The sequence below is a fragment of the Xanthomonas sp. NCPPB 3582 genome, assembly GCF_041475735.2.
Taxonomy (GTDB): Bacteria; Pseudomonadota; Gammaproteobacteria; order Xanthomonadales; family Xanthomonadaceae; genus Xanthomonas; species Xanthomonas codiaei.
The window spans coordinates 1694431-1715329 of sequence record NZ_CM192968.1 but is presented as its reverse complement, the minus strand read 5'-3'; the positions used below and the strand labels follow the sequence as shown (position 1 = coordinate 1715329).

General features: G+C 65.2%; 19 protein-coding genes. 6 read left to right on the top strand and 13 right to left on the bottom strand.

Annotation, left to right across the window (positions count from 1 at the left end; genetic code table 11):
• The first annotated feature begins 16 nt into the window (after positions 1-16).
• On the top strand, positions 17-313 hold the full coding sequence (locus ACCQ05_RS07255) for a c-type cytochrome (RefSeq protein WP_208622771.1): 297 nt from the start codon (positions 17-19) through the stop codon (positions 311-313).
• A 259-nt stretch (positions 314-572) separates the two neighbouring features.
• On the opposite strand, the gene ACCQ05_RS07250 is transcribed toward ACCQ05_RS07255, so the two are convergent.
• The 6 genes from ACCQ05_RS07250 to ACCQ05_RS07225 all read right to left on the bottom strand — a co-directional run bounded on the left by ACCQ05_RS07250 (position 573) and on the right by ACCQ05_RS07225 (position 7390).
• A complete protein-coding gene (locus ACCQ05_RS07250; protein WP_372393365.1) occupies positions 573-1316 on the bottom strand; it encodes a 3-keto-disaccharide hydrolase in 744 nt (247 codons plus the stop codon).
• A gap of 44 nt (positions 1317-1360) precedes the next feature.
• Complete coding sequence (locus ACCQ05_RS07245; protein ID WP_228962862.1) at positions 1361-1936, bottom strand: gluconate 2-dehydrogenase subunit 3 family protein; 576 nt, start codon at positions 1934-1936, stop codon at positions 1361-1363.
• Positions 1936-3621, bottom strand: a complete 1686-nt coding sequence (locus ACCQ05_RS07240; protein ID WP_228962861.1) for a GMC oxidoreductase — start codon at positions 3619-3621, stop codon at positions 1936-1938. Before ACCQ05_RS07240 ends, ACCQ05_RS07245 begins: the two co-directional genes overlap by 1 nt.
• 30 nt (positions 3622-3651) lie before the next feature.
• The gene (locus tag ACCQ05_RS07235; RefSeq protein ID WP_372393980.1) at positions 3652-4548 is read right to left on the bottom strand and encodes a hydroxypyruvate isomerase family protein; all 897 of its coding nucleotides are present in this window, start codon (positions 4546-4548) and stop codon (positions 3652-3654) included.
• A gap of 442 nt (positions 4549-4990) precedes the next feature.
• Positions 4991-6349: an alkyl sulfatase dimerization domain-containing protein gene (locus ACCQ05_RS07230; protein WP_372393364.1), complete on the bottom strand. Its 1359-nt coding sequence runs from the start codon at positions 6347-6349 to the stop codon at positions 4991-4993.
• Between the two features lie 144 nt (positions 6350-6493).
• Positions 6494-7390, bottom strand: a complete 897-nt coding sequence (locus tag ACCQ05_RS07225; RefSeq protein WP_372393363.1) for a LysR family transcriptional regulator — start codon at positions 7388-7390, stop codon at positions 6494-6496.
• 115 nt (positions 7391-7505) lie between these two features.
• Here ACCQ05_RS07225 and ACCQ05_RS07220 point away from each other — a divergent pair, with 115 nt between their 5' ends.
• Positions 7506-8444 (top strand): alpha/beta fold hydrolase, encoded by a 939-nt coding sequence (locus tag ACCQ05_RS07220; RefSeq protein WP_228962858.1) that lies wholly within the window; start codon positions 7506-7508, stop codon positions 8442-8444.
• Positions 8445-8895: 451 nt separating this feature from the next.
• On the opposite strand, the gene ACCQ05_RS07215 is transcribed toward ACCQ05_RS07220, so the two are convergent.
• On the bottom strand, positions 8896-9429 hold the full coding sequence (locus tag ACCQ05_RS07215; protein WP_228962857.1) for a single-stranded DNA-binding protein: 534 nt from the start codon (positions 9427-9429) through the stop codon (positions 8896-8898).
• Positions 9430-9700: 271 nt separating this feature from the next.
• Between ACCQ05_RS07215 and ACCQ05_RS07210 the strand changes: the two genes are divergently transcribed.
• Positions 9701-10699 (top strand): polyprenyl synthetase family protein, encoded by a 999-nt coding sequence (locus tag ACCQ05_RS07210; RefSeq protein ID WP_228962856.1) that lies wholly within the window; start codon positions 9701-9703, stop codon positions 10697-10699.
• 201 nt (positions 10700-10900) lie between these two features.
• Here ACCQ05_RS07210 and ACCQ05_RS07205 read toward each other — a convergent pair whose 3' ends face one another.
• Complete coding sequence (locus ACCQ05_RS07205) at positions 10901-11701, bottom strand: dienelactone hydrolase family protein (protein ID WP_372393362.1); 801 nt, start codon at positions 11699-11701, stop codon at positions 10901-10903.
• A 302-nt stretch (positions 11702-12003) separates the two neighbouring features.
• Here ACCQ05_RS07205 and ACCQ05_RS07200 point away from each other — a divergent pair, with 302 nt between their 5' ends.
• Complete coding sequence (locus ACCQ05_RS07200) at positions 12004-12198, top strand: hypothetical protein (protein WP_372393361.1); 195 nt, start codon at positions 12004-12006, stop codon at positions 12196-12198.
• Here ACCQ05_RS07200 and murD read toward each other — a convergent pair whose 3' ends face one another.
• From murD to ACCQ05_RS07180, 4 genes are read right to left on the bottom strand one after another with little or no spacing between them, the layout of a single operon-like run.
• Entirely contained in the window at positions 12199-13605 is a 1407-nt protein-coding gene (murD, locus tag ACCQ05_RS07195) for a UDP-N-acetylmuramoyl-L-alanine--D-glutamate ligase (RefSeq protein ID WP_372393360.1), read from the bottom strand. It lies immediately after the preceding gene.
• Positions 13586-14941, bottom strand: a complete 1356-nt coding sequence (gene murL / locus ACCQ05_RS07190) for a UDP-N-acetyl-alpha-D-muramoyl-L-alanyl-L-glutamate epimerase (RefSeq protein ID WP_372393359.1) — start codon at positions 14939-14941, stop codon at positions 13586-13588. Before murL ends, murD begins: the two co-directional genes overlap by 20 nt.
• Positions 14938-15396, bottom strand: coding sequence for a hypothetical protein (locus ACCQ05_RS07185; RefSeq protein ID WP_372393358.1), 459 nt, complete (start codon positions 15394-15396; stop codon positions 14938-14940). The genes murL and ACCQ05_RS07185 overlap by 4 nt, the downstream gene beginning before the upstream one ends.
• Positions 15380-17989: a bifunctional aspartate kinase/diaminopimelate decarboxylase gene (locus tag ACCQ05_RS07180; RefSeq protein WP_372393357.1), complete on the bottom strand. Its 2610-nt coding sequence runs from the start codon at positions 17987-17989 to the stop codon at positions 15380-15382. The genes ACCQ05_RS07185 and ACCQ05_RS07180 overlap by 17 nt, the downstream gene beginning before the upstream one ends.
• Positions 17990-18167: 178 nt before the next feature.
• Here ACCQ05_RS07180 and ACCQ05_RS07175 point away from each other — a divergent pair, with 178 nt between their 5' ends.
• Together ACCQ05_RS07175 and ACCQ05_RS07170 are read left to right on the top strand one after the other, a co-directional pair.
• Complete coding sequence (locus tag ACCQ05_RS07175) at positions 18168-19046, top strand: PhzF family phenazine biosynthesis protein (protein WP_372393356.1); 879 nt, start codon at positions 18168-18170, stop codon at positions 19044-19046.
• 30 nt (positions 19047-19076) lie between these two features.
• Complete coding sequence (locus ACCQ05_RS07170) at positions 19077-19958, top strand: PhzF family phenazine biosynthesis protein (protein ID WP_104543527.1); 882 nt, start codon at positions 19077-19079, stop codon at positions 19956-19958.
• 287 nt (positions 19959-20245) lie between these two features.
• Here ACCQ05_RS07170 and ACCQ05_RS07165 read toward each other — a convergent pair whose 3' ends face one another.
• Entirely contained in the window at positions 20246-20845 is a 600-nt protein-coding gene (locus tag ACCQ05_RS07165; protein WP_372393355.1) for a glycine zipper 2TM domain-containing protein, read from the bottom strand.
• Positions 20846-20899 lie beyond the last annotated feature (54 nt).

The window sequence follows — 20899 nt, the reverse complement described above, 5'->3', positions numbered from 1 at the left end:
CGCCAAGGAGCCCCGCTTGAAGATCATCCTGACACTGGCCGTGGCGCTGCTTGGGGCGACGCTTGCGACCACGGCGTGGTCCAAGGACGACCCGGCGGCCGGCGCGGCGCTCTACGCGCAACACTGCACGGCCTGCCACGGCGCCAATCGCGCGGGCATGCCGCCCACGTTCCCCGCGCTCACCGACGTGGGCAAGCGACTGCAGCCCGCGCAGATCAAGGAGAAGATCGGCAAGGGCGGCGGGTTGATGCCGCCCTTTCCGCAGCTGTCGCAACAGCAGCTCGACGATATCGCCAGCTTCCTGGCGCAATAGGGCGTGCCATCGATGCCCGAGCAACTTGCGTTGGGTTTGTCGGATTGCCAGTCAGGCCACGCCGCGCGACACCGGCTGGCTGCCGCCTGACAGTCCCAAACCGCAGGTCAGCTCTTGCGCGCCTGGCGCCACGCCATCACCCCAATCGCATCCGCCACACATGCGTGCGTTTCTTGCCTGCATGCATGCGCAAGAGCGGCGAGATCTGCCCGGGGATTGATGCACGCCCCAAGATGCCGGCGGCACAGTTGCGCCGGCGCTACAGCGCGCGCACCCAGATGTTGCGGTAGCTGACCCTGGAATCGTGCTCCTGCAGCAGGATCGGCGCGCATCCATGTGGCGAATACGACGGCGCGCCGATATATTCGGTCTTGCCCGACAGCACGGTGTCGTCCTGCACCAGAACGCCGTTGTGGAGGACGGTCATGCGCGCAGCAGCGATGAGCCCTCCCCCCTTCGAGAAGCGCGGCGCCTTCCAGATGATGTCGTAGGCCTGCCATTGCCCCGGCGCACGCGCAGCGTTCACCAGCGGAATCGCCTGCTTGTAGATCGCGCCGGCCTGGCCATTGGCATAGGTCGGGTTGTTGTCGCTGTCGAGCACCTGCAGCTCATACACCTCCTGCAGGAAGATGCCACTGTTGCCGCGCTGCTGGCCCTCGAACCCGCGGGTCGCGGTGGGCGTACGCCACTCCACATGCAGTTGGATATCGCAGAAGCGCTGTTTGGTGCGGATGCCCTTGCTCCCAGGGACCACGGTCAGCGCGCCGTCGGCCACGCGCCAGGGCACCGGCCCGCCCTGCTCCGACTCCCAGGCGGAGAGGTCCTTGCCGTCGAACAACACGATCGCATCGGAGGGCGCGCGGCCCGCAGGCGTGGCCACGATCGCGGGCACGGGCGTCCACGCCTCGGTCGTGGCCGGGTCGCGCGACGCATCGCCGCTGGTCTGCGCGAACGCAGGCGCTGCGGCCAACAGGCAGGCCGCGGTCAGGAAGGGTCTGGTCATCTTGGTCCCGGGGACTGGATGCATGGGCGAGTCGCTGCGGTCCATCAGTTCGTCGCCCAGGCGGGCGTGCCGGGAACATAGGCCATGTCGCCGTCGTAGCGTCCCGGCACGGCGACGTAGCGCAGCACGTCGGTCGCGGCGACTTTCGAGGTGAAAAAGCTGAAGAGGGTCAGCTGCTTGATCATCGTGAAGTAATGCGGCATCGCTGCCGCACTTTCGGCGGTGCCGATCTCGGTCGTTTCGACGAGCTGTTTCCTGGCCTCTGCATCCAGGCCGCGCAGCAGCTCGGTGCGCGCCTGCGGCGTCAGCGACACGAATCGGCCGCCGGCGCGCTTGTCGATCTCGCGCAGGCCGGCGCGGAACGTCGCCTGCTGCCGGGCGGTGTAGCAGTCGGTGACGAATCGCGCCATGAACGGGCCAACGCTGGCGTCCTTGGCCCCCGGCGTTGCGGTCCGCGGCAGGATGGTGTCTGCGATCTCGTCCAGCGTGGCGACATCGGCGGCGGAGAAGAGCGTCTTCGCCCCCGCGGCAGGTGCCTGTGCATGGGCGAGCGCAGGCAGGCCGACCATGGCCGCGCCCGTGGCGGCGACGATCATCTTCAACAGTTCGCGGCGGTCCATCACAGGTTCCCCGCTTTCAGCTCGCGCACGGCATGGTCGGCGGCCCGCGCCGTCAGCGCCATGTAGGTCAGCGAGGGATTCACGCAGGCGCTGGAGGTCATGCAGGCGCCGTCGGTCACGTAGACGTTCGGCGCGTCCCAGACCTGGTTGTGCTGGTTCAGTACGGAATTCTTGCGGTTGCGGCCCATGCGCGCGGTGCCCATCTCATGGATGCCCTTGCCCGGGGCGTAGTCGTCGTCGTGCATCTGCACATCCTTGACGCCGGCGGCCTCGAACATCTCGGCGGCATCGGCCGCCATGTCCTTGCGCATGGCCTTTTCGTTCGCTCGCAGCGACACATCCATCGCCAGTACCGGCAAGCCCCATTTGTCCTTGCGCTGCGGATCCAGGCGAATCGTATTGTCGTGATGAGGCAGCATTTCGCCGAATCCGGTCATGCCGATGCGCCAATCGCCCGGCTGGGTCAGCGCATCCTTCAGGTCGGCGCCGATGTTCAACTCGGCGATCTCGCGCGACCAGCCGGTGCGGCTGGCGCCGCCCTGGTAGCCGAATCCGCGCAGATAGCTGCGCTTGTCCTGCGCCACGTTGCGGAAACGCGGAATGTAGAAGCCGCACGGACGACGGCCGAAGTAATACTTGTCCTCGTAGCCCTCGACCCGGCCGGAGGCGCCGGCGCCGAAATGATGATCCATCACGTTGTGCCCAAGCTCGCCGGACGAAGACCCCAGCCCGCCTTCCCAGACATCGGTGGCCGAATTCATCAGCAGCCAGGTGGAGTTGAAGGAGGACGCGTTGAGGAAGACGACCTTGGCCGTGTACTCATAGGTCTGCCCGCTCTCGGCATCGATGATCTCCACGCCGCGCGCACGCTTGCGGTCCTTGTCGTAGAGCACCTCCTTGACGATGGAGAACGGCCGCAAGGTCAGGTTGCCGGTCTTCATCGCCGCCGGCAGCGTCGCCGACTGGGTCGAGAAGTAGGCGCCGAAGGGACAGCCCAGGATGCACTTGTTGCGATACTGGCAGTTGACGCGGCCCTGCTCGACCATGGGCTGGGTGATGTTCGCAGTGCGCGAGTGGATCAGGTGCCGCGTTCCACCGAAGGCCTTCCTGATCCGCGCGGCCACGTCCTTCTCGACGATGTTCAACGGGATCGGCGGCAGGAACTGGCCATCGGGCAAGACGTCCAGGCCCTCGCGCGTGCCGGCGATGCCGGCGAATTTCTCCACGTAGTCGTACCAGGGCGCGATGTCGGCGTAGCGGATCGGCCAATCGGTGGCGATGCCGTCCTTGAGATTCGCCTGGAAATCCAGGTCCGACAGGCGATAGCTCTGTCGTCCCCACAGCAGCGAACGCCCCCCCACGTGATAGCCGCGGTACCAGTCGAATCGCTTGATCTCGGTATAGGGCGATTCCGTTTCGTTGGCCCACATGCCCTGCAGGTTCTCGACCAGGCCGTAGTCGCGCTTCAACACCGGATAGTCGGCCTTCATCGCCTGGGTTGGCCGGTTGTAGTGAGGGAAATCCCACACTTCCTTCATTGCGTTGACATAGTCCTTGACGTGCTCGATGTTGCGTCCGCGTTCGAGCATCAGCACCTTGAGGCCTTTCTCGGTCAGCTCCTTCGCCGCCCAACCGCCACTGATTCCTGAGCCGACGACGATCGCGTCGTAGTGATTGTCTGCCATGGGTTCTACTTCACCTGGGTGGATCTGGTTTCAGACGTCGCAGAGGCGGATCGCCTCGCGCAGCGAGCCGACGGGATCGGGCGCGGTAGGAATGAATTCCTGCGCCAGGTAGCCATCGAAACCGGTATCGCGGATCGCGCGACAGATCGCGGGATAGTGGAGTTCCTGGGCGTCTCCGATCTCGTGCCGTCCAGGCACGCCCGCGGTGTGGTAATGCTTGAAGCACGCGTGATGCTTGCCGATGGTGGCGATGATGTCGCCCTCCATGATCTGCATGTGGTAGATGTCGTACAGCAGGCCGAAATGCTCCGAACCGATCCGCCGACACAGCTCGACGCCCCAGGCCGAGTGGTCGCACAGGTAGTCGGGATGATCGACCTTGGAATTCAGCAGTTCCATTACCAGTACCACGCCGCGCTTTTCGGCATGTCCGAGGATGCGCTTGAGTCCGGCTTCGGCGTGGGCCATGCCGTCCTGGGGATCGGTGCCATTGCGATTGCCGGAAAAACAGATGAGGTTGCGATAGCCGGCATCGGCCACCAGATCGATGTGCCGCGTGTAGCGCTCGACCAGCTGGTCGTGGAACTGGCGACCGGCAAAGCCCTTGTCCAGGCCCATCTCCGCGCCGTTGCACATCGAGCTGTACACACCATTGGCCTTGAGCGTGGGCCAATCCGCCGGGCCGACCAGATCGATGGCAGCGAACCCGATGCGCTTGACCGTCTGGCACAGCTCGGCAACCGACTGCTGCGGAAACGTCCAGCGCGCTACCGAATGCTTCAGCTTGCCTTCGCGCGGCGCGACAGCGGCGAACGCCGGCAGCGCGCTCGCAGCGCCAAGGCCCAGGCTCCCGGCAACAGCAACGCGCAGCGCGTCTCGCCTCGTGAACCCCGTGGCCGGTGCCGGCCCGCTCGATCTGATAGACATCCGTTCTCCGGCCTCCCGACCAGTCTCAAATGCTGAAAATTCGCGGCCATTCAATCGATTGCACCATAGAGTAGGCAATCGCGTTTTTGCAAGACGCAGTGCACGAAACTTATCCCGCTGGCCACGCACCCGCTGTATCGGGTGATGGAAGATCGGGCGACGCGTAAGGGCGGCTACCTGATGCACAGCAGGAGGAGGCATCCGTGGACATGGCCGCGATGCATGGCGCGCTAACGGTGCAACCGGCCCTCCTCGATGAGGCGATGGCAATGATTGTCTGGATGACGGTCAGCGTGGCCGGTCGATGACCATCACCAGCGGCTTCGCGTAACTGCCGCTTGCATGTCGAGCGCCGGAGGGTCGCTCTTGCGCATTGCTCCAACGTGGGGTCAGGGCTGTCGCCGCTGCGCAAGAGGTCCAGGGAAGGTTGACACGCGAAGGTTCAACGCACTTCATCGCGCTGCCGCTGTAGCGCCTGAGCGACAGTGAGGTAGTAGTTCCGCGCAGTGGCGTTGCTCTGGCGCAGACCCAGCTCGCGCAATGCACTGATCTTGATCTGCAAGGCCTGGCGGTTTTGGGGAGTGAGAACCAGGACATTAGTGGCCAGTTCCAGCGCCCACTGGTAGTCCCCCTCATCAAGGGCCGCCTGGCCGGCTTTCATCAGCGCGTCCGTACCGCCTGCCAGTGCCTGAAGCCGCGATGCATGCTGGGCCGGGGGGAGAGGAAAAATGTTCACTGGCTGCCCATCGAACCATCCAGCGTGCTGTGCGTAGATTCCTCGCACTGCCCACGGAACCGTTCCGTACACTTCCTGGAGATAGGGATGCCCGGCCAGGTGCGCAGGGAGTCGAATCCGCTCTACCAGCTCGTCGGGCGTCGCGCCGGAGCTGAGACCTGCAATCGTCTGATCGTAGACGGACTTGATGCCATCCCGATAGGCAGTCAGCACGTCGGTGACCTTGTCGGTACCATCCACGGTGCCCATGTGCCCTGGCACCAGATGCGCCGGAGAAAGTGCGATAAGCCTATCGAGACTCTTCACCCAAGCGGCAACCGGTCTGGTAGGCAAGCCTCTCAGAGGGGCGATGTTGGGAAACGTCTTCAGAATGACGTCTCCGGCAATCAATGTGCGGCTGGCAGGTAACCACAGCGACAGGTTCTCGTCCGCCTCGCCCGGCGTATGGACCGCCTGTATCTGTATTCCGCCGATCTCAACATTCTGCTGCTGGCCATCGATAGCACGCGTGGGAGGCAGATAGCCCTCACTGGTTGGAGCCGTAATCCGACCGTACTCGAGCTGGGTTCCGGCATTGATGAACTCGCTATCTGGAAGCCTCGTGCCGAAGGCGTCACCGCCCTCGCGCATCCCTCGCCCAATAACCGGACCTGCTTCCAGCATCGAGCGATGTGCGTAGATGTCAGGATGATCGGTACCCGCGAAGATCTTCGCGCCGCCGGTGTGGTCAGGATGGGCGTGGGTATATATGATCGCCTGCACCGGTCGCGTCAGCCTGTCACCGAACGCTTCGACGATCGCCCTGGCGTCGACAGGATTGGCGCCGGTATCCACGATGATTGATCCGTTGCGGGTCTGCACAAGCGTCACATTGCTGGCAGAGTAGCCAATGGCAACGAAGATGCCCGGAGCGGGCTCTTCGACCCTCTTTCTGAATTCTGCATTGTGATCGACAAGACTTTGCCGGGCCTGTTGCGGGCTCTCACTTGCGCTTGCCACAACTGCAACTGCGCCCAGCAGCAGCCCCAGTGCCGCCCTGCCTAGAATAGTGTGCCGTTGATTCATGCATGGCCTCCTTCATCGCGGCCCGCGGCCGGATTGCCGCCAAAGGCCTGTTTCAAGGACCTAATGCTCTTGCCTATGAGTCAGAGTGAGAACTGCGAATAGTGAGACTTGCCTTCTCGAAATCGAGAGCGAGTCTGACACTGGCTACTGAGCAGCGATGTATTCAGGTAGGTGATCCGCACAGAAGTCCACATAGGTCCGAACCGTATTGCGCGGATGTCGAAGCCTTCGGTAGACAAGATGGATCGGCGACGGGGAGAAAGGATGATTCGGCAGCATCTCTACCAGCCTGCCATTGCGCAGATGCTCAGCCGCCAAGAACGACGGAAGCTCAGTGAGTACATCGCCGGCCAGCACTCTGTCCAGCAACTGAAGGTAGTCGTTAACCATCAGGCTTGGCTCTACAGCGACGGCCATGCCTCCCAGGCGCCAGATCGGCCGATCGTCGATCCCCGAGCCCCACGTCGCGCAAGGAACCGCTCCGATGTCCTGAGGCTGCTTGACGTGTGTCAGTCGTTGGGCCATCTCTGGGTTGGCCACCAGAACATGACGGAAATCGGCGACATGCCGCGCGACGATGGTGTCGTCTGATATCGCGCCCACGCGCAATGCAACGTCGATGCCGTCGGCCACCAGGTCCACACGCCGCTCAGTCGAGTGGACCGACACCCTGATGTTCGGGTTCTCGCGCTGGAATCTACCCAGTAGTTGCCAGACCGGCTTGAACGATTGTGGCAGCGATAGACGCAGGCGCCCACTGAGCGTCGGGCTCTCCAGCAGTGAAGTGCTCTCGAATTCGCTCAACATCTCGATTCCGGGAGACACCTGAGCCAGCAACCTGGTCCCGGCCTCGGTAACGGAGCATCCCCTCGTCGATCTCTCGAAGAGTTGAGTCTGCAGATCCTTTTCCAGTTCAAGCATCCTGCGGCTGACGGTCGGCAAGGGGATACCCAGGCTCTTCGCTGCCAAGGTGAAGCTGCCCTTCTGAGCCGAGGCCACGAATATCCGCAGAGAGTTAAAATCCAGCTTAATAGATCTCATAAATGAGATTGAAACTCCAAAAAATTCGTCTAGCGCCCCGATCTGTGGGAGGCCATCCTATCACCAAGCTCGCGATGACAGGCGCTGATCGACGACATTTATTCGGAGAACGAACATGAACACATCCGCATTGGACTACTTTGGCCGCGATTACAGCTTCCCAAACCAGGTTTGCGGCCTGCCGACAAAGCTCTCGGAAGTGGAAGGCCTGGAGATTGGCCAGTTCCACACGAGCGACGGCGTAAAGCTGTCATATTGGACCGCTGGCGAAGGCATCCCCCTGGTCTTCCTGCCTGGCTGGTCCGCCGGCGGTGCCGACTACATCAACATCATTCATCTGCTCAGCCGCAGCTTTAAGGTTTATGTGCTCGACCAGCGCAATCACGGGCTGTCGGACAAGGTCGAGTTTGGCAACCGGATTTCCCGCTTCGCAGCCGATCTGAATGACTTCTTGATGTCCCAGTGCATTTCCAGCGCGCATCTGTGTGGCTGGTCGATGGGCTGCGCCGTGATCTGGGGTTACCTGGATGACTTCGGCTCGGACCGCATAAGGAAGCTGATCTTCATCGATGAAGCACCGTCGATCTATTCGCACAGCGACTGGACTGAAGAGCAACGCGTGCAGGCTGGTGCGTTCTCTACCTCGGCTGAGCGCATGATCGCCATGTACTACGGCGAGACGCCGGCCAGCCGCCTCATTGTCGATACCGATCTGTTCGACTTCTACAACAGCGACGGAGCACCGGCATTCGAGAACTCGCACGGATTCATGGAGGCGATGGTTCCCCAGGATCGTGTTGCGTTACGCCGGGTGCTCTTCGATCACATCCTCAACGATTGGCGCGATGTCATCCAGCACAAGATCGATCGCCCAACTCTGGTGGTGTCGGGCGAGCATAGCGACTGGGTGCAGAGCCAGCGCTGGATCGCCAAGGTGGTGCCGGACGGTCGGGCAATCATCTACGGCAGGGACGAACACGGCGATCATTTCCTGCATCTGAAGAACCCGATCCGCTTTGCAGGCGAAGTCACTGAGTTCCTTGAAAGCAAGTAGCTGCACCAGTCGGGAAGAAAGCCCCCACACGTGGGGTTTTCTTCGATAGCGCTCAGCAAGCCCTTGGTGCATCTGGCCCTAGGAGAAAGTCTGAGCCACCCTCCCCCCAATGTTGAATGGTGGCCTGGGCGCATGGTCGTAACTTCGAGAGGCACGATCGCACGCAGCACGTTGCTGATCGTATGAGTTGAAAGATTTTTACCGCGAACCTGAGTAAGTGCACGCAAGGTGGGGCGAAAGCAGACATCCACACTCATCCAGCAACACCGGTAAAGCGCTCGCAAGAGGCGAATACGACGATCCGGACCTGAAATCCCGGCCCCATGGCTACAACCGCTACCGGCAGACAATTGGTCCCAGGTTTGGACGGGGCAAGAATCCACACGCAAACAAGAAACCCCAGTCAGCGCAGGGCTACTGGGGTTTATCTGCATCGAAGAACTACTAAAAATTAGAACGGAATATCGTCGTCGGCAAAATCGTCCATCGGCGGAGCCGACTGCTGCTGGGCCGGCTGCTGACGACGCGGGGCATAGTCCTGGCCACCGCCGCCGTATCCGCCGCCGCCCTGACCGCCACCACCTTGCTGCTGGCGCGGAGCCTGCGAGCGCTGCGGACGGTCGCCGCCCATGCCGCCACTGCCGCCTTCACCACGGCCGCCGAGCATCTGCATTTCGTTGGCAACGATGTCGGTGCTGTACTTCTCCACCCCATCCTGGCCGGTGTACTTGTCGTAGCGCAGCTCGCCTTCGACGTAGACCTGCGAGCCCTTGCGCAGGTATTCGCCGGCGATTTCGCCCAACTTGCCGAAGAACACCACACGGTGCCACTCGGTGCGCTCCTGGTTGTTGCCGTCGCGGTCCTTGCGCACGCTGGTGGTGGCCAGGCTCACGCGGGTGATCGCCATGCCGGCCTGGGTGTACTTGGTGTCGGGATCGTTGCCGAGGTTGCCGACGAGGATGACTTTGTTGATGCCGCGGGCCATAAATGCTTCCGATGGTGCGCCAGCGCCGAAGAGGCGCGGCGGTGAATGTCTTGGGGCCAATGTTACCGCACCTGCCCGGCCCGGGCGCCCCCGCACGGCCCGCCTCCGGGCCGGGAAATCCCGCGCCGGCGGGTGGGAATCGGCATCGGCTGGCGGCCCCGCATGTGAGGCCCCGCAACGGTTTTCACCCTGCCCCGGCGGCCACGGCACACGCGGCGGGACGGATCCGGCCCGGGCACCTATAATCGATGCACATCACGAACGCCTGCGCATGACCATCGCCGAAGACCTCCCCACCGTCCTGGGCCTGCCCCAGATCCAGTCCCTCGCCGCGCCCGACATGGCCGCGGTGGATGCGCTGATCCGCCGTCGCTTGGCGTCGGACGTCGTGCTGATCAACCAGATCGCCGATCACATCATCTCCGCCGGCGGCAAACGCCTGCGGCCGATGCTGGTGATGCTGGCCGGCCACGCGGCTGGCGGCTCCGGCCCGGAGCACCACCAGCTGGCGGCCATCATCGAATTCATCCACACCTCGACCCTGCTGCACGACGACGTGGTGGACGAGTCGGACCTGCGCCGCGGGCGCAGCACCGCCAACGCGCTGTGGGGCAATGCGCCCAGCGTGCTGGTCGGCGATTTCCTGTACTCGCGCAGCTTCCAGCTGATGGTCGAGCTCGACCGCATGGAAGTCATGCAGATCCTGGCCGATACCACCAACCGCATCGCCGAAGGCGAAGTGCTGCAGCTGTTGCACGTGCACAACCCCGACACCGACGAAGCCGCCTACCTGCGCGTCATCGAACGCAAGACGGCGGTACTGTTCGCCGCCGGCACCCGCCTGGGCGCGCTGGCCTCGGGTGCGGATGCGCAGGTGCAGCAGCAGCTGTACGACTACGGCATGCAGCTGGGCTTCGCCTTCCAGATCGCCGACGACGTGCTCGACTACGCTGCAGAGGCCGAAGACCTGGGCAAGAACCTGGGCGACGACCTGGCCGAAGGCAAGGCCACCTTGCCGTTGATCCACGCCATGGCGCACTCGGACGAGGCCACCCGACAGCGCCTGCGCGCCATCGTCGAACAGGGCGATGCGGCGGCGATGCCGGAAGTGCTGGCCGCCATCCACGCGACCGGCGGGCTGGACTACAGCCGCCAGCGCGCCGCCGAATACGCCGCTGCCGCCGAGCAGGCGCTGGCAACCCTTCCCGACAGCCCGGCGGTAGCCGCACTGCGCGGCCTGGCGCGTTACGCGGTGGAACGGACGCATTGATCCGGCGCGCTGTGCGCGCCGGACGGGATTTGGGATTCGGGATTGGGGATTCGCAACGGCGGCTCGGTCGCGCCTTTACGAATCCCGGCATTCGATCGCCCGGCGATAAGGCCAGTGCAAATCCATGAGCACACCTCACGAAGGATCCGGAGGACGGGACCACGCTTTTGCAAATCCCGAATCCCAAATCACCAATCCCGGCTACAAACCAAAGCGCTCGTCGAAAAAGTCACCCAACATGCGATAGGCACGCTTGGCGGCACGCGGGTTGTACACGCAACCGGGCGGGCTATTGGCATCGGCTTCGGCGAAGCAGTGCACCGCGCCGCTGAAGTTGACGAATTGCCAATCCGCGCCAGCGGCATTCATTTCGGTTTCGAACGCGGCGATGTCGGCCTTGCTCACGCTCTTGTCGTCGGCGCCGTTGAGCACCAGCACCGGTGTCCTTGCCGAGCCGGCTGACGCCGGGCTGGGCGTGGCGATGCCGCCATGCAGGCTGACCACACCGGCCAGCTGCGCGCCGCCGCGCACCAGTTCCAGCACCGTGGTGCCGCCAAAGCAGAAGCCCACCGCACCGATCCGCGTCGCGTCCAGCGGCGTCTTGCCGGCTTGCGCCTTGAGCACGTCCACCGCTTTCAGCGCGCGAGCGCGCAACGTCGGCGGATCCTTCTTCAGGGCACCGGCGAACTGCCCCGCCTCGCTGTCATTGGCCGGGCGCTTGCCCTTGCCGTACACGTCCGCCACCAGCACCACGTAATCGTTGCCGGCCAGCTGCTTGGCCTTCTGCACGGCAGAGTCGTTGACGCCGCGCCAGTTGGGCACCATCACCAAGCCCGGGCGCCTGGCATCGCCGGCATCGTCGTAGACCAGCACGCCGCTGTAGGTGTCCTTGCCGACCTTCCATTCCAGTGGCTTGGCCTGCATCGCGGCCATTGCCGGAAACGCCAGCGACGCCAGGACGCCGACCAGACCCACACCGCTCCACGACCATTGCTTGTGCATGCGCTTGCTCCCGGGGATGTGCGCGCAGTGTAGGCCGAGCCGGCGTGCAGAAGCGGTCGCGATGCGCACCGGGGGCAGAACCAGCAGCCAGACCATCGGCTGGCAGCGTTCGCGTTCGCATCAGCGCAGGCACAGTTGTTCTCCCGCCGAAGAGGGGTCGGGGTGAGGGTACGGGCGAAGCAGTCGAAGCCTCACCTTTGAAGGGGCGTGGCGAGGCGTTTGTCATTGGGGGCGTTGTCAGATGCTTGAGGCGCACCCTCATCCGGCGCTGCGCGCCACTTTCTCCTCCATGAAGGAGGACAATGTCCCGGTGGGAGAAGGCAAGCACGGGCATCCTGATCCAGCGCCAGTCTCTTGCAAAACCTCTTATCGCGCACCTGTCGAGGAGTTCCATCGACAGCAGCCAGACCGAACGCGTCCAACTGCGCAAGATCGACTCGCACCTTCCACCGCTGCCAGCAGCCGATTGCCGTCGCAGTGCGGCCGGCAACGCCTGACTACTGCACGCCCAAGCCCGGAATCGCGCTGATCGCCGCCGGGTCGAACCCGGCCAGCTGGGCGAAATGCCGACCGCGTGCCACGTAGTCGCTATAGGCGCCGAAGCTGGGTGCGCCCGGCGACAGCAGCACCACGCCGCCCTGTTCGCCCAACGCGTCGCGTGCCAGCTGCATCGCGTGCTGCAGATCGTTGGCGGCATGCAGGCCGAAATGCCCCGACGCGGCAACCGGTGCCAGCAAGGCGTGGATGCGCGGGCCATTGGCACCCATGGTGACGATTTCCAGCGGTGCCTGCTGCGCCATGTGCTCGGCAAAATCCTGCCAATCCAGCCCGCGGTCATGCCCACCGACCAGCAAGGCTACGCGCTGCTGCGCGAAGCAGGCCAGCGCGGCCAGCGAGGCATGCGGTGTGGTGCTGATCGAATCGTTGACGTAGCTGATGCCGTCCACGCTGCCCAGCAACTGCAGCCGGTTGGGCAAGGGGCGAAAACTCGACGCGGCCGGCGCGAGTGCCGCGGCATCCAGCCCCAGCGCTTCCACTGCGGCCAGCACCGCGCACAGATTGCGGCGGTTGTGCTCACCGGGCAGCGGCACGTTGGCGGTATCGAAGATGGCCTGCTCGCCGCGATACACCACCTCGCCGCGCAGATGCCAGCCGTCGGGATGATTGAACCAGCGCACGTCGCTATCGGGCAACTGCAGGCCGCGCAACAGCGGGTCTGCCGCGTTGAGCAGGGCGATCCGCGGGCGGCCTTCGGTGACCAGCGACAACTTGTCGCGCACGTAGCGCGCCTCATCGCCGTGCCAGTCCAGATGTTCGGGAAACAGGTTCAGCACCAGCGCCAGTTGCGGGCGCGCACCGCTGCGCGCGACCTCGCCAGTCTGGTAGCTGGACAACTCGATCGCCCAGTAGGCCGGTGGCGGCTGTGGTGCCAGCACTTCCAGCAGGGGCTGGCCGATATTGCCGACCAGCGCGGTCCGCTGCCCTGCGCTGCGCAGCAGGTGCGCCAACAGCGCGGTGGTGGTGCTCTTGCCCTTGGTACCGGTGATGCAGATCGCGCCGGGCACATCGCCGCTGGCCTGCGCATGCTCGGCAAACCACAGCGCGGTGCCGCCGATGAACTGCGTGCCCTGCGCGGCGGCGGCCAGCGCCTCGGCGCGATACGGGCTGATGCCGGGCGACTTCAGCACGATCTCGAACCGGCCCAGCGCCTGCGCGCTGGCGTCGGTTGCAACATGCAATGCCGCATCGTCCAGCGCCGCGACCTCGCGCGCCTCCTCGGCATTGCAGAACACCGTCAGCGGCTGGGCAGGCAGCGCGCTGCGCAACGCGCGATACGCCGCACGCCCCTCGCGCCCCCACCCCCATAACGCAACCGCCCTGCCCTCAAGCTGCGAAATTCGCACGCACGCGCTCCCACAGCGCCGCCGGGATGCGGTGCTCGCCATCGAGGGCCATCAACGGCTCCAGCTGCAACTCCTGCGGGTCCAGTTGCGGTTGGATCTGCCGGATGAAACGCATCACCAGCGCGTCTTCCTTCCACTCCGCACGCGTTGCCAGCAGCGCCATCGCCGCGCGCGACTCACGGCCTTCGCCCACGCATTCGAACGGCTTGTGGTCCTGGAATTCCAGCAGCGCGTCGTAGCCGCCGGCCTGCGCGGCATCGTCGAGCAGATTGCGCCCGAAGATCCCCACCAGCCGCGTCTTCGGCATGAACGGGGCCAGCGCCAGGAACACGAAGTGGCACTTCGGGCACACCCCGCACCAGCGGTGCACCGGGCGCTCGCCCATGATGTGGAAGTTGCGGTTGCAGCTGGAAAAATGCGCGTCGTAGTGATCGGTTTTGGCGAACTGCCGCGCCACCGCCAGCTCCGACAACGGCCGCAGCAACGAGTAGTAGCGCAGATCGGCGGCCACGTGCCGCTGCACGTACTCGCCGAAAGCATGTTCGAACGCCCAGCCCTTGGACCACTGGTGATTGACCTCGCCGGTCCCCGGAATCTGGCTGCCGTAGCTGGCCGAGCGCTCGTTGGAGAACACCACCTGGTCCACACCGGTCAGCAGCGCCGACAGCACCAGGATGGCCGAGTTCACTGCAGTCACCGGGATATGCCCATTCCAGGCGCCCTGGCGATTGAGTTCGAACAGCTCCGGCGCCAGCACACGGCCGATGTTGAGCATCGGCAGGCCGGTGCGCTCGGCGCAGGCGCGGATGAGCTGCGAGCCGCCGATCCAGCTCACGGTCTGGTCGACGCCGGCCTGGCGCAGTGCCTCGATGCTGACCAGCGAATCCTTGCCGCCGCCGATGGCGACCAAGGCATGCTCGCGCAAGCCCAACGCAGACGCCTCGGCAGCGGCCTGCGCAGCCACCGGAAAGGTGATCTTGCCGTGCAGGTTCAAGCCATTGCGGTAGGCGAATTCGCCCAGGCCGTGCAGATACACGCTTTCCACCAGGGCGGCGGTGTCCGCATCGATGCCGTAGCTGTCGATGGCGATGGTCGGCGGCACCGCGGCCTTGTAGTAACTCACGCCCGCGATCAGGTGCAGCAGGCGCAGGGCCTGTTGCACGGCCGCGGCGTGCGCGCCCTCCAGCACGAACGGTGCGCCCGGTATGGCGACGGTTTCCACCAGTTCCGGGCCCCGGTCGAAGGCATACACCAGCGTCGCCACGCCGGTCTGCGCGTCGAGCGCGCAGCGCACGAAACGGAATGTGGAGATCTGGTGTTTGTCGAAAGCGCTCATGGACTACCTGCAGGAACGTGCAAACGACGCAGATAACGTCGGCACAGGACATATTCAATCATGGAAAACGGCACCGCGGCCCACAGCAGCGGCAGGCAGCCGACCGCGAACAACAGCAGCATGGGCTGTGAGCCGATCACCTTGGCATCGCCGCTCACCGCCAGCGCTACCAGCAGGTACACCAACAGTGCCGGCAGATAGCCGAGCCCGCTCAACAGCACCGTGCGCAGCGCCATGCCGCCGGCCTGCCGTGCCGGGGTGCGCGCCTGGCGACGCTGCTGCCGGCGGCCGGACCACCATGCGCCGGTGCCGGCGGCAAGCACTGCAGGCAGCACCCACTTCAGGCTGTCGGTCCAGGGCATGCGCAGACCGGCCATGTCGATGGCAGTGGACATCGCCATCGACGCAGCGCCTGCCAGCGTGCTGAGCGCCACGAACTCAGCCAGCGGCCGCATCGATGACCTCTTCGCGCGGCAACTCGCGCTGGTTGTAGGTGCTGGCCATCGAATAGCCGTATGCGCCGGCGTCGGCGACCAGCATCACATCGCCCGGTGCGGTGGTGGCCGGCAGCCGGCGACGCTTGCCGAACACGTCCGAGGATTCGCAGATCGGCCCAACAATATCGAAGCTGCCATCGGCCGGTGCATCGAGCCGGCTGAGGTTTTCGATATCGTGCCAGGCGTCGTACAGCGCCGGGCGGATCAAGCTGTTCATGCCCGCATCCAGCCCGACGCGCTGCACGCCATCTTTTTCGATCACCTGGGTGACCTGGGCCAGCAGCACGCCGGCCTCGGCCACCAGGTAGCGGCCCGGCTCGATCGCCAGGCGGTAGCCGGGGTGCACGGCCTTGACCTCGGCCAGGCCCTTGGCCCACACCTCCAGATCGAACGGCTCATCCTCGGCGCTATAGGGAATCGGCAGGCCACCACCGATATCGATGGTCTCCACCGTGCCGATGCGGCGCGCGAAGCCGGCCAGTTCGTCGTACATCATCCGCCAGTGCTCGCCGGTCTCCACGCCACTGCCCAGGTGCGCATGCACGCCGGTGATGGTGACATCGAGCAGGCGCGCGGCCTCCACGAACTCGTCCACGCGCGTGGACGACAGGCCGAACTTGGACGCCTTGCCGCCGGTGTTGACCTTCTCGTGGTGGCCATCGCCATGGCCCAGGTCGATACGCAGCCATACGTTGCGGCCACGGAAGACCTCCGGCCAGTTGCGCAGCGCCTCGACGTTGTCCACGGTGACGGTCACCCCCAGCGCGAACGCCGCTTCGTACTCGGCCCTGGGCGCAAAGCTCGGCGTGAACAGCACGCGGCGCGGCGACAACTCGGGCAGCGTCTGGAAGACGCGACGCAGTTCGCCGTGCGAGACGCATTCCAGCCCGAAGCCGGCCTGCTCCAGCGCCATCAGGATCGCCGGGTGCGCGTTGGCCTTGATCGCGTAATAGCGCTGATCCACCGCCGCGATCTGGCCCAGCGCATGCGCACGCGCGCGCACCGTCGGCAGGTGATAGACGTAGCGCGGGGTGCCGGCCTTGGCCAGCGACAGCAGATGGCTGCGCTCGGCATGCCACCACGGGGTCGGGCGCGCACGCACCGAGCCGATGATCTGCCGCCAGCGCGGGCCGAACACCTCGCCTTCGCTGACCGGCATCGCACCGCTGTCGATCAGCGCCGCGTGCAGGATCGGCAGCAGGCCATCGGCATCGGCTTCATCGATGACGAAGGTCAGGTTCAAGTCGTTGGAGGACTGCGAAATCATGTGCACACGTTCCTGCCCGAACGTGGCCCACACGTCGGAGAGCTTGTGCAGCAGCGAGCGCATGCCGCGTCCGACCAGGGTGATGGCCGCGCAGGGAACGATGATCTTGACCTTGCAGATCTGCGACAGATCCGCCGACAGCGCCGCCAGCACGTCGGTATTGACCAGGTTTTCCGAGGGATCCAGCGACACGGTGACATTGGTCTCGGCCGAGCCGATCAGGTCCACCGACAGGCCGTGCTTCTTGAACAGCGCGAATACATCGGCCAGGAAGCCCACCTGCTGCCACATGCCGATGCCTTCCATCGACACCAGCACGATGCCGTTGCGGCGGCTGATCGCCTTGACCCCGGGCACCGGCTCGGCGCTGCCGTCGATGCTGGTGCCGGGCAGATCGGGGCGTTCGGTATCCAGGATCGCCATCGGCACGCCGGAATCGCGGCACGGCTTGATCGAGCGCGGATGCAACACCTTGGCACCAGTGGTGGCGATTTCCTGCGCTTCGTAATAGTCCAGCCGGGTCAGCAGGCGCGCGTCCGGCACGTCCTTCGGATTGGCGCTGAACATGCCGGGCACGTCGGTCCAGATCTCCACGCGGCTGGCGCCGAGCAGTACGCCGAAGTACGCCGCCGAGGTGTCCGAACCGCCACGGCCCAGGATCGCGGTGCCGCCGTCGGCGTGCCGCGCGATGAAGCCTTGCGTGATCAGCAGGCGCGTGGGCTGCGCATCGAAACGCGCGCGCCAGTCCGCATCCGCTTGCCACTGGCAGGATACCGACAGGCGCTTTGACCATTCGCTCTGATTGGGCTGCGGCGGCAACGCCGACAGCCACTGCCGCGCGTCCAGCCAGCCCATGTCCAGGCCGCTGGCATGCAGATACGCCGCACCGATGGTGGAGGACAGCAACTCGCCCTGCCCCAGCACCTCGGCCTGCCAATCCAGCGTGCGCGTTGCGGCACGCGCATCGGCAAGCAAGGCGTGCAACGCGGCCAGCCGCTCGCCCAGCACCGCGTCTGCATCGAGTTCGAGCTCGGCAACGAACTCGCGATGACGCTGTTCCAGCGCGGCCACGCGCTGCGCGCTGTCGGCGGCGCCATCGGCAATGGCAGTGAGCTCGTTGGTCACGCCCGACAGTGCAGACACCACCACCAGCACGCGGCCGCCGGTTTCCTTCGCCCGTTTGCCCGCCAGTTTTCCAATCGTGTCCCAGCGATGACGACGCGACACCGAAGTGCCGCCGAACTTGAGGACGATCCAACGATCGGTAGAGTGGGAAGCTGACATGGAATAGGCGTTTAGGATTGGGGGAAAAGCCGGTATGCCGGGCGGAACCCCCGATTCTACTGCCAATATCCCTTGCATGACCTCGTCAGTGGTCGCAGTCCCCGGTGTGATAGCGCCGCACCGCAACGGTTTGCGCTGCAACCATCCGCATGAACGCCTGACCCGAGACCGCACACAGATGAGCAAGCACCGCTACCTGCAACTGGACGTCTTTGCCAGCCGCACCGGCTCCGGCAATCCGCTGGGCGTGGTGTTCGACGCGGGTGCGCTGTCGGGCGAACAGATGCAGCAGATCGCCGCATGGCTGAACCTGTCGGAGACGATCTTTTTCCTGCCGGTCAGCGTGCCGGACGCCGATTACCACATCCGCATCTTCACCCCGCGCGCGGAGTTGCCGTTTGCCGGCCACCCCAGCGTGGGTGCGGCGTGGGCAGCGGCGACGCACGGGTTAACCAGCTTCAAGGCCGACGGCCGCCTGCGCCAGCAATGCGCGGCCGGCGTGCTGCCGGTGGAGGTATTCGACCGGCACGGCGCATTGCAGGTCCGGCTGCGCGCCCCGCGCGCGCGCCTGGTGGCGACCGGGGATCACCACACGGCGGCCGTGCAGGCCGCCTGCGCCGGGTTGCGTACGGCCCCGCATCCGGCGGCGCTGTGGAACAACGGCCCCAACTGGTGGCTGCTGGAACTGGCCGATGCCGACGCGGTGCGTCAGGCACTGCCCGATCTTGCCGCCATCACGCGTCTGACCCAGGCCAGTGCGGCCACCGGGCTGGCCATCTACGCGCCCGTCGATGGCGGCGACGAAGACCTGGTCGTGCGCGCGTTCTGCCCCGGCGATGGCATCCCGGAAGACCCGGTCACCGGCAGCGCCAATGCCTGCATCGCCGCACGCCTGCACGGCGAGGGACGCCTGCCGGGCGAGGGTTCGCGCTATGTCGCCAGCCAGGGCCGTGAGGTCGGCCGCGATGGACGCATCCAGGTGGAGCTGGACGCGCAGGGCGAGGTTTGGATCGGCGGAACGACGCTGCAGGTGATCGACGGCCGCATCGATTGGTAAGCTGCGCGCCCTGCCCGCGGATCGCCCCTCATGACCACCCGCCGTTTCCTGCAACTGGATGTGTTCTCCGCCCGCCCCGGCAGCGGCAACCCGCTGGCAGTGGTGCTGGATGCGCAGGGGCTGGACGATGCGGCGATGCAGGCGATCGCGCGCTGGACCAAGCTGCCGGAGACCACCTTCGTGTTCCCTGCGGCCGATGCGCACAGCAGTTACCGGTTGCGCATGTTCTCGCCGCAAAAAGAAGTCCCGTTCGCCGGCCACCCCAGCGTGGGCACGGCGCATGCAGTGCTCGACGCCGGGCTGGCCGCGCCGGACGACGGTCTGCTGGTGCAGGACGGCATCGCCGGGCAGTTGCCGCTGCGGGTGGAGCAGATCGATGGCCACCGCAGCATCGCCATCCGTACGCCGCGTGCCCGCATCGCCGAACAGGTCGCCGCCGACGACCCACGTCTGCACGCCGTGCTGCATGGCTGGCCGCTAGGCAGCCTGCCACCCGCGCTGATGGACGGCGGCCGCACCTGGTGGGTAGTGGAACTGGCCAGCGAAGCTGCCTTGCGCAGCCTGCAACCGGATTGGGACGCAATCGCCGCATTGGCCGAATCCACCGGCAGCATGGGCGTGTTCGCCTATGCGCGCGCCGCGACCGCAGGCAGTTACGACCTGGCCGTGCGCGCCTTTGTCGGCAACGGACGGCGCTTCGAGGACGCCGCCTCCGGCGCGGCCAATGCCGTGCTGGCCGCATGGCTGGACAGCCGCCATGCGCTGCCCGGCAGCGGCCGCCGCTATGTGGTCAGCCAGGGCCGCGAAATCGGCTTCGATGCATTGCTGGAGCTGCGTATCGACGCAGGCGGCGATGTGTGGTCCGGCGGCCAGGTGCAGACGGTGATTCGCGGGACCTTGGACTGGAGTTGAGCGCTGTGGGCTGCAGGGCTGCGGCGTCACTGTCTGCGCCAAATCCGAGACGGCTGGTTCAAAAGCAAACCCGATCAAAATTCTTCTGCGCTGGAGCTCAGCCCGATCGCCATCCCACGCGCGGCGCGCCTGCGTTTGGCTATCGAATCCAGAAATTTTTGCAGTCTTTCGCATGCGCCGTGCCATCGGGCACGATCGCACAACGCTCGCTTACTGCATGGCTTCCAACACAAAAAAACGCTGCGGTCTCCCGCAGCGTTTTTTACAAACGGTCCAGATGCAGTCAATCAGTCGGGGCGTACATCCACGCGCACGCGGATCCGGTCGCCCGGGTTGTAGTCGCTGCGTGTGTGATACATGCGGCCGCCGTATTCGTAGGTCACGTCATAGCCGTCCACGCGTTCGCGCGTGGTGCGGTACGACACCGGCTCGCAGACGCTGACATTGCCCTGGTAGGTGCGGTGATTGGCTTCATAGATCGAGCGACCGGCCGCGACGCCGGCCATGGTGCCGACCGCGGTACCGACCAGACGTCCATTGCCGCCACCCACCTGGCTACCCAGCACCGCGCCGGCGATACCGCCGATCACGCTGGCGACACCGCGATTGGACTCATTCGGCGCACCATAGCCACCGTCGCGGTAGTAGCCGTCGTTACTGGTGTAGTAGCCATCGGAGGGACGGTTGTAGCAGCGCTCGTTGGTGCGCTCGCTGTAGGAGTCCGACACGATGATCGGATCCACGCGTACCACGCGCGCGTATTCGTAGCGACCGTCCTCGTAGCCGCCGCGATAGGTGTCGCGGTAGCCGCTGTCGTAGCGCTGCGCCGTTGCGTTGCCCGCCACGGCCAGACCCATTACCAGAGCACCAAGCACAAGAGTTTTCATTGCGGCAGCTTCACAGGGAGGACACGCTGCCGATGCTCGGCTCGTGGCAGTGAA

What these genes read in the sequence shown, in the direction of transcription:
- ACCQ05_RS07250 (WP_372393365.1), bottom strand. Translation starts at nt 1,316, where the DNA reads ATGACCAGACCCTTCCTGACCGCGGCCTGCCTGTTGGCCGCAGCGCCT.
- ACCQ05_RS07245 (WP_228962862.1), bottom strand. Translation starts at nt 1,936, where the DNA reads ATGGACCGCCGCGAACTGTTGAAGATGATCGTCGCCGCCACGGGCGCG.
- ACCQ05_RS07240 (WP_228962861.1), bottom strand. Translation starts at nt 3,621, where the DNA reads ATGGCAGACAATCACTACGACGCGATCGTCGTCGGCTCAGGAATCAGT.
- ACCQ05_RS07235 (WP_372393980.1), bottom strand. Translation starts at nt 4,548, where the DNA reads ATGTCTATCAGATCGAGCGGGCCGGCACCGGCCACGGGGTTCACGAGG.
- ACCQ05_RS07230 (WP_372393364.1), bottom strand. Translation starts at nt 6,349, where the DNA reads ATGAATCAACGGCACACTATTCTAGGCAGGGCGGCACTGGGGCTGCTG.
- ACCQ05_RS07225 (WP_372393363.1), bottom strand. Translation starts at nt 7,390, where the DNA reads ATGAGATCTATTAAGCTGGATTTTAACTCTCTGCGGATATTCGTGGCC.
- ACCQ05_RS07220 (WP_228962858.1), top strand. Translation starts at nt 7,506, where the DNA reads ATGAACACATCCGCATTGGACTACTTTGGCCGCGATTACAGCTTCCCA.
- ACCQ05_RS07215 (WP_228962857.1), bottom strand. Translation starts at nt 9,429, where the DNA reads ATGGCCCGCGGCATCAACAAAGTCATCCTCGTCGGCAACCTCGGCAAC.
- ACCQ05_RS07210 (WP_228962856.1), top strand. Translation starts at nt 9,701, where the DNA reads ATGACCATCGCCGAAGACCTCCCCACCGTCCTGGGCCTGCCCCAGATC.
- ACCQ05_RS07205 (WP_372393362.1), bottom strand. Translation starts at nt 11,701, where the DNA reads ATGCACAAGCAATGGTCGTGGAGCGGTGTGGGTCTGGTCGGCGTCCTG.
- ACCQ05_RS07200 (WP_372393361.1), top strand. Translation starts at nt 12,004, where the DNA reads ATGTCCCGGTGGGAGAAGGCAAGCACGGGCATCCTGATCCAGCGCCAG.
- murL (WP_372393359.1), bottom strand. Translation starts at nt 14,941, where the DNA reads ATGAGCGCTTTCGACAAACACCAGATCTCCACATTCCGTTTCGTGCGC.
- ACCQ05_RS07185 (WP_372393358.1), bottom strand. Translation starts at nt 15,396, where the DNA reads ATGCGGCCGCTGGCTGAGTTCGTGGCGCTCAGCACGCTGGCAGGCGCT.
- ACCQ05_RS07180 (WP_372393357.1), bottom strand. Translation starts at nt 17,989, where the DNA reads ATGTCAGCTTCCCACTCTACCGATCGTTGGATCGTCCTCAAGTTCGGC.
- ACCQ05_RS07175 (WP_372393356.1), top strand. Translation starts at nt 18,168, where the DNA reads ATGAGCAAGCACCGCTACCTGCAACTGGACGTCTTTGCCAGCCGCACC.
- ACCQ05_RS07170 (WP_104543527.1), top strand. Translation starts at nt 19,077, where the DNA reads ATGACCACCCGCCGTTTCCTGCAACTGGATGTGTTCTCCGCCCGCCCC.
- ACCQ05_RS07165 (WP_372393355.1), bottom strand. Translation starts at nt 20,845, where the DNA reads ATGAAAACTCTTGTGCTTGGTGCTCTGGTAATGGGTCTGGCCGTGGCG.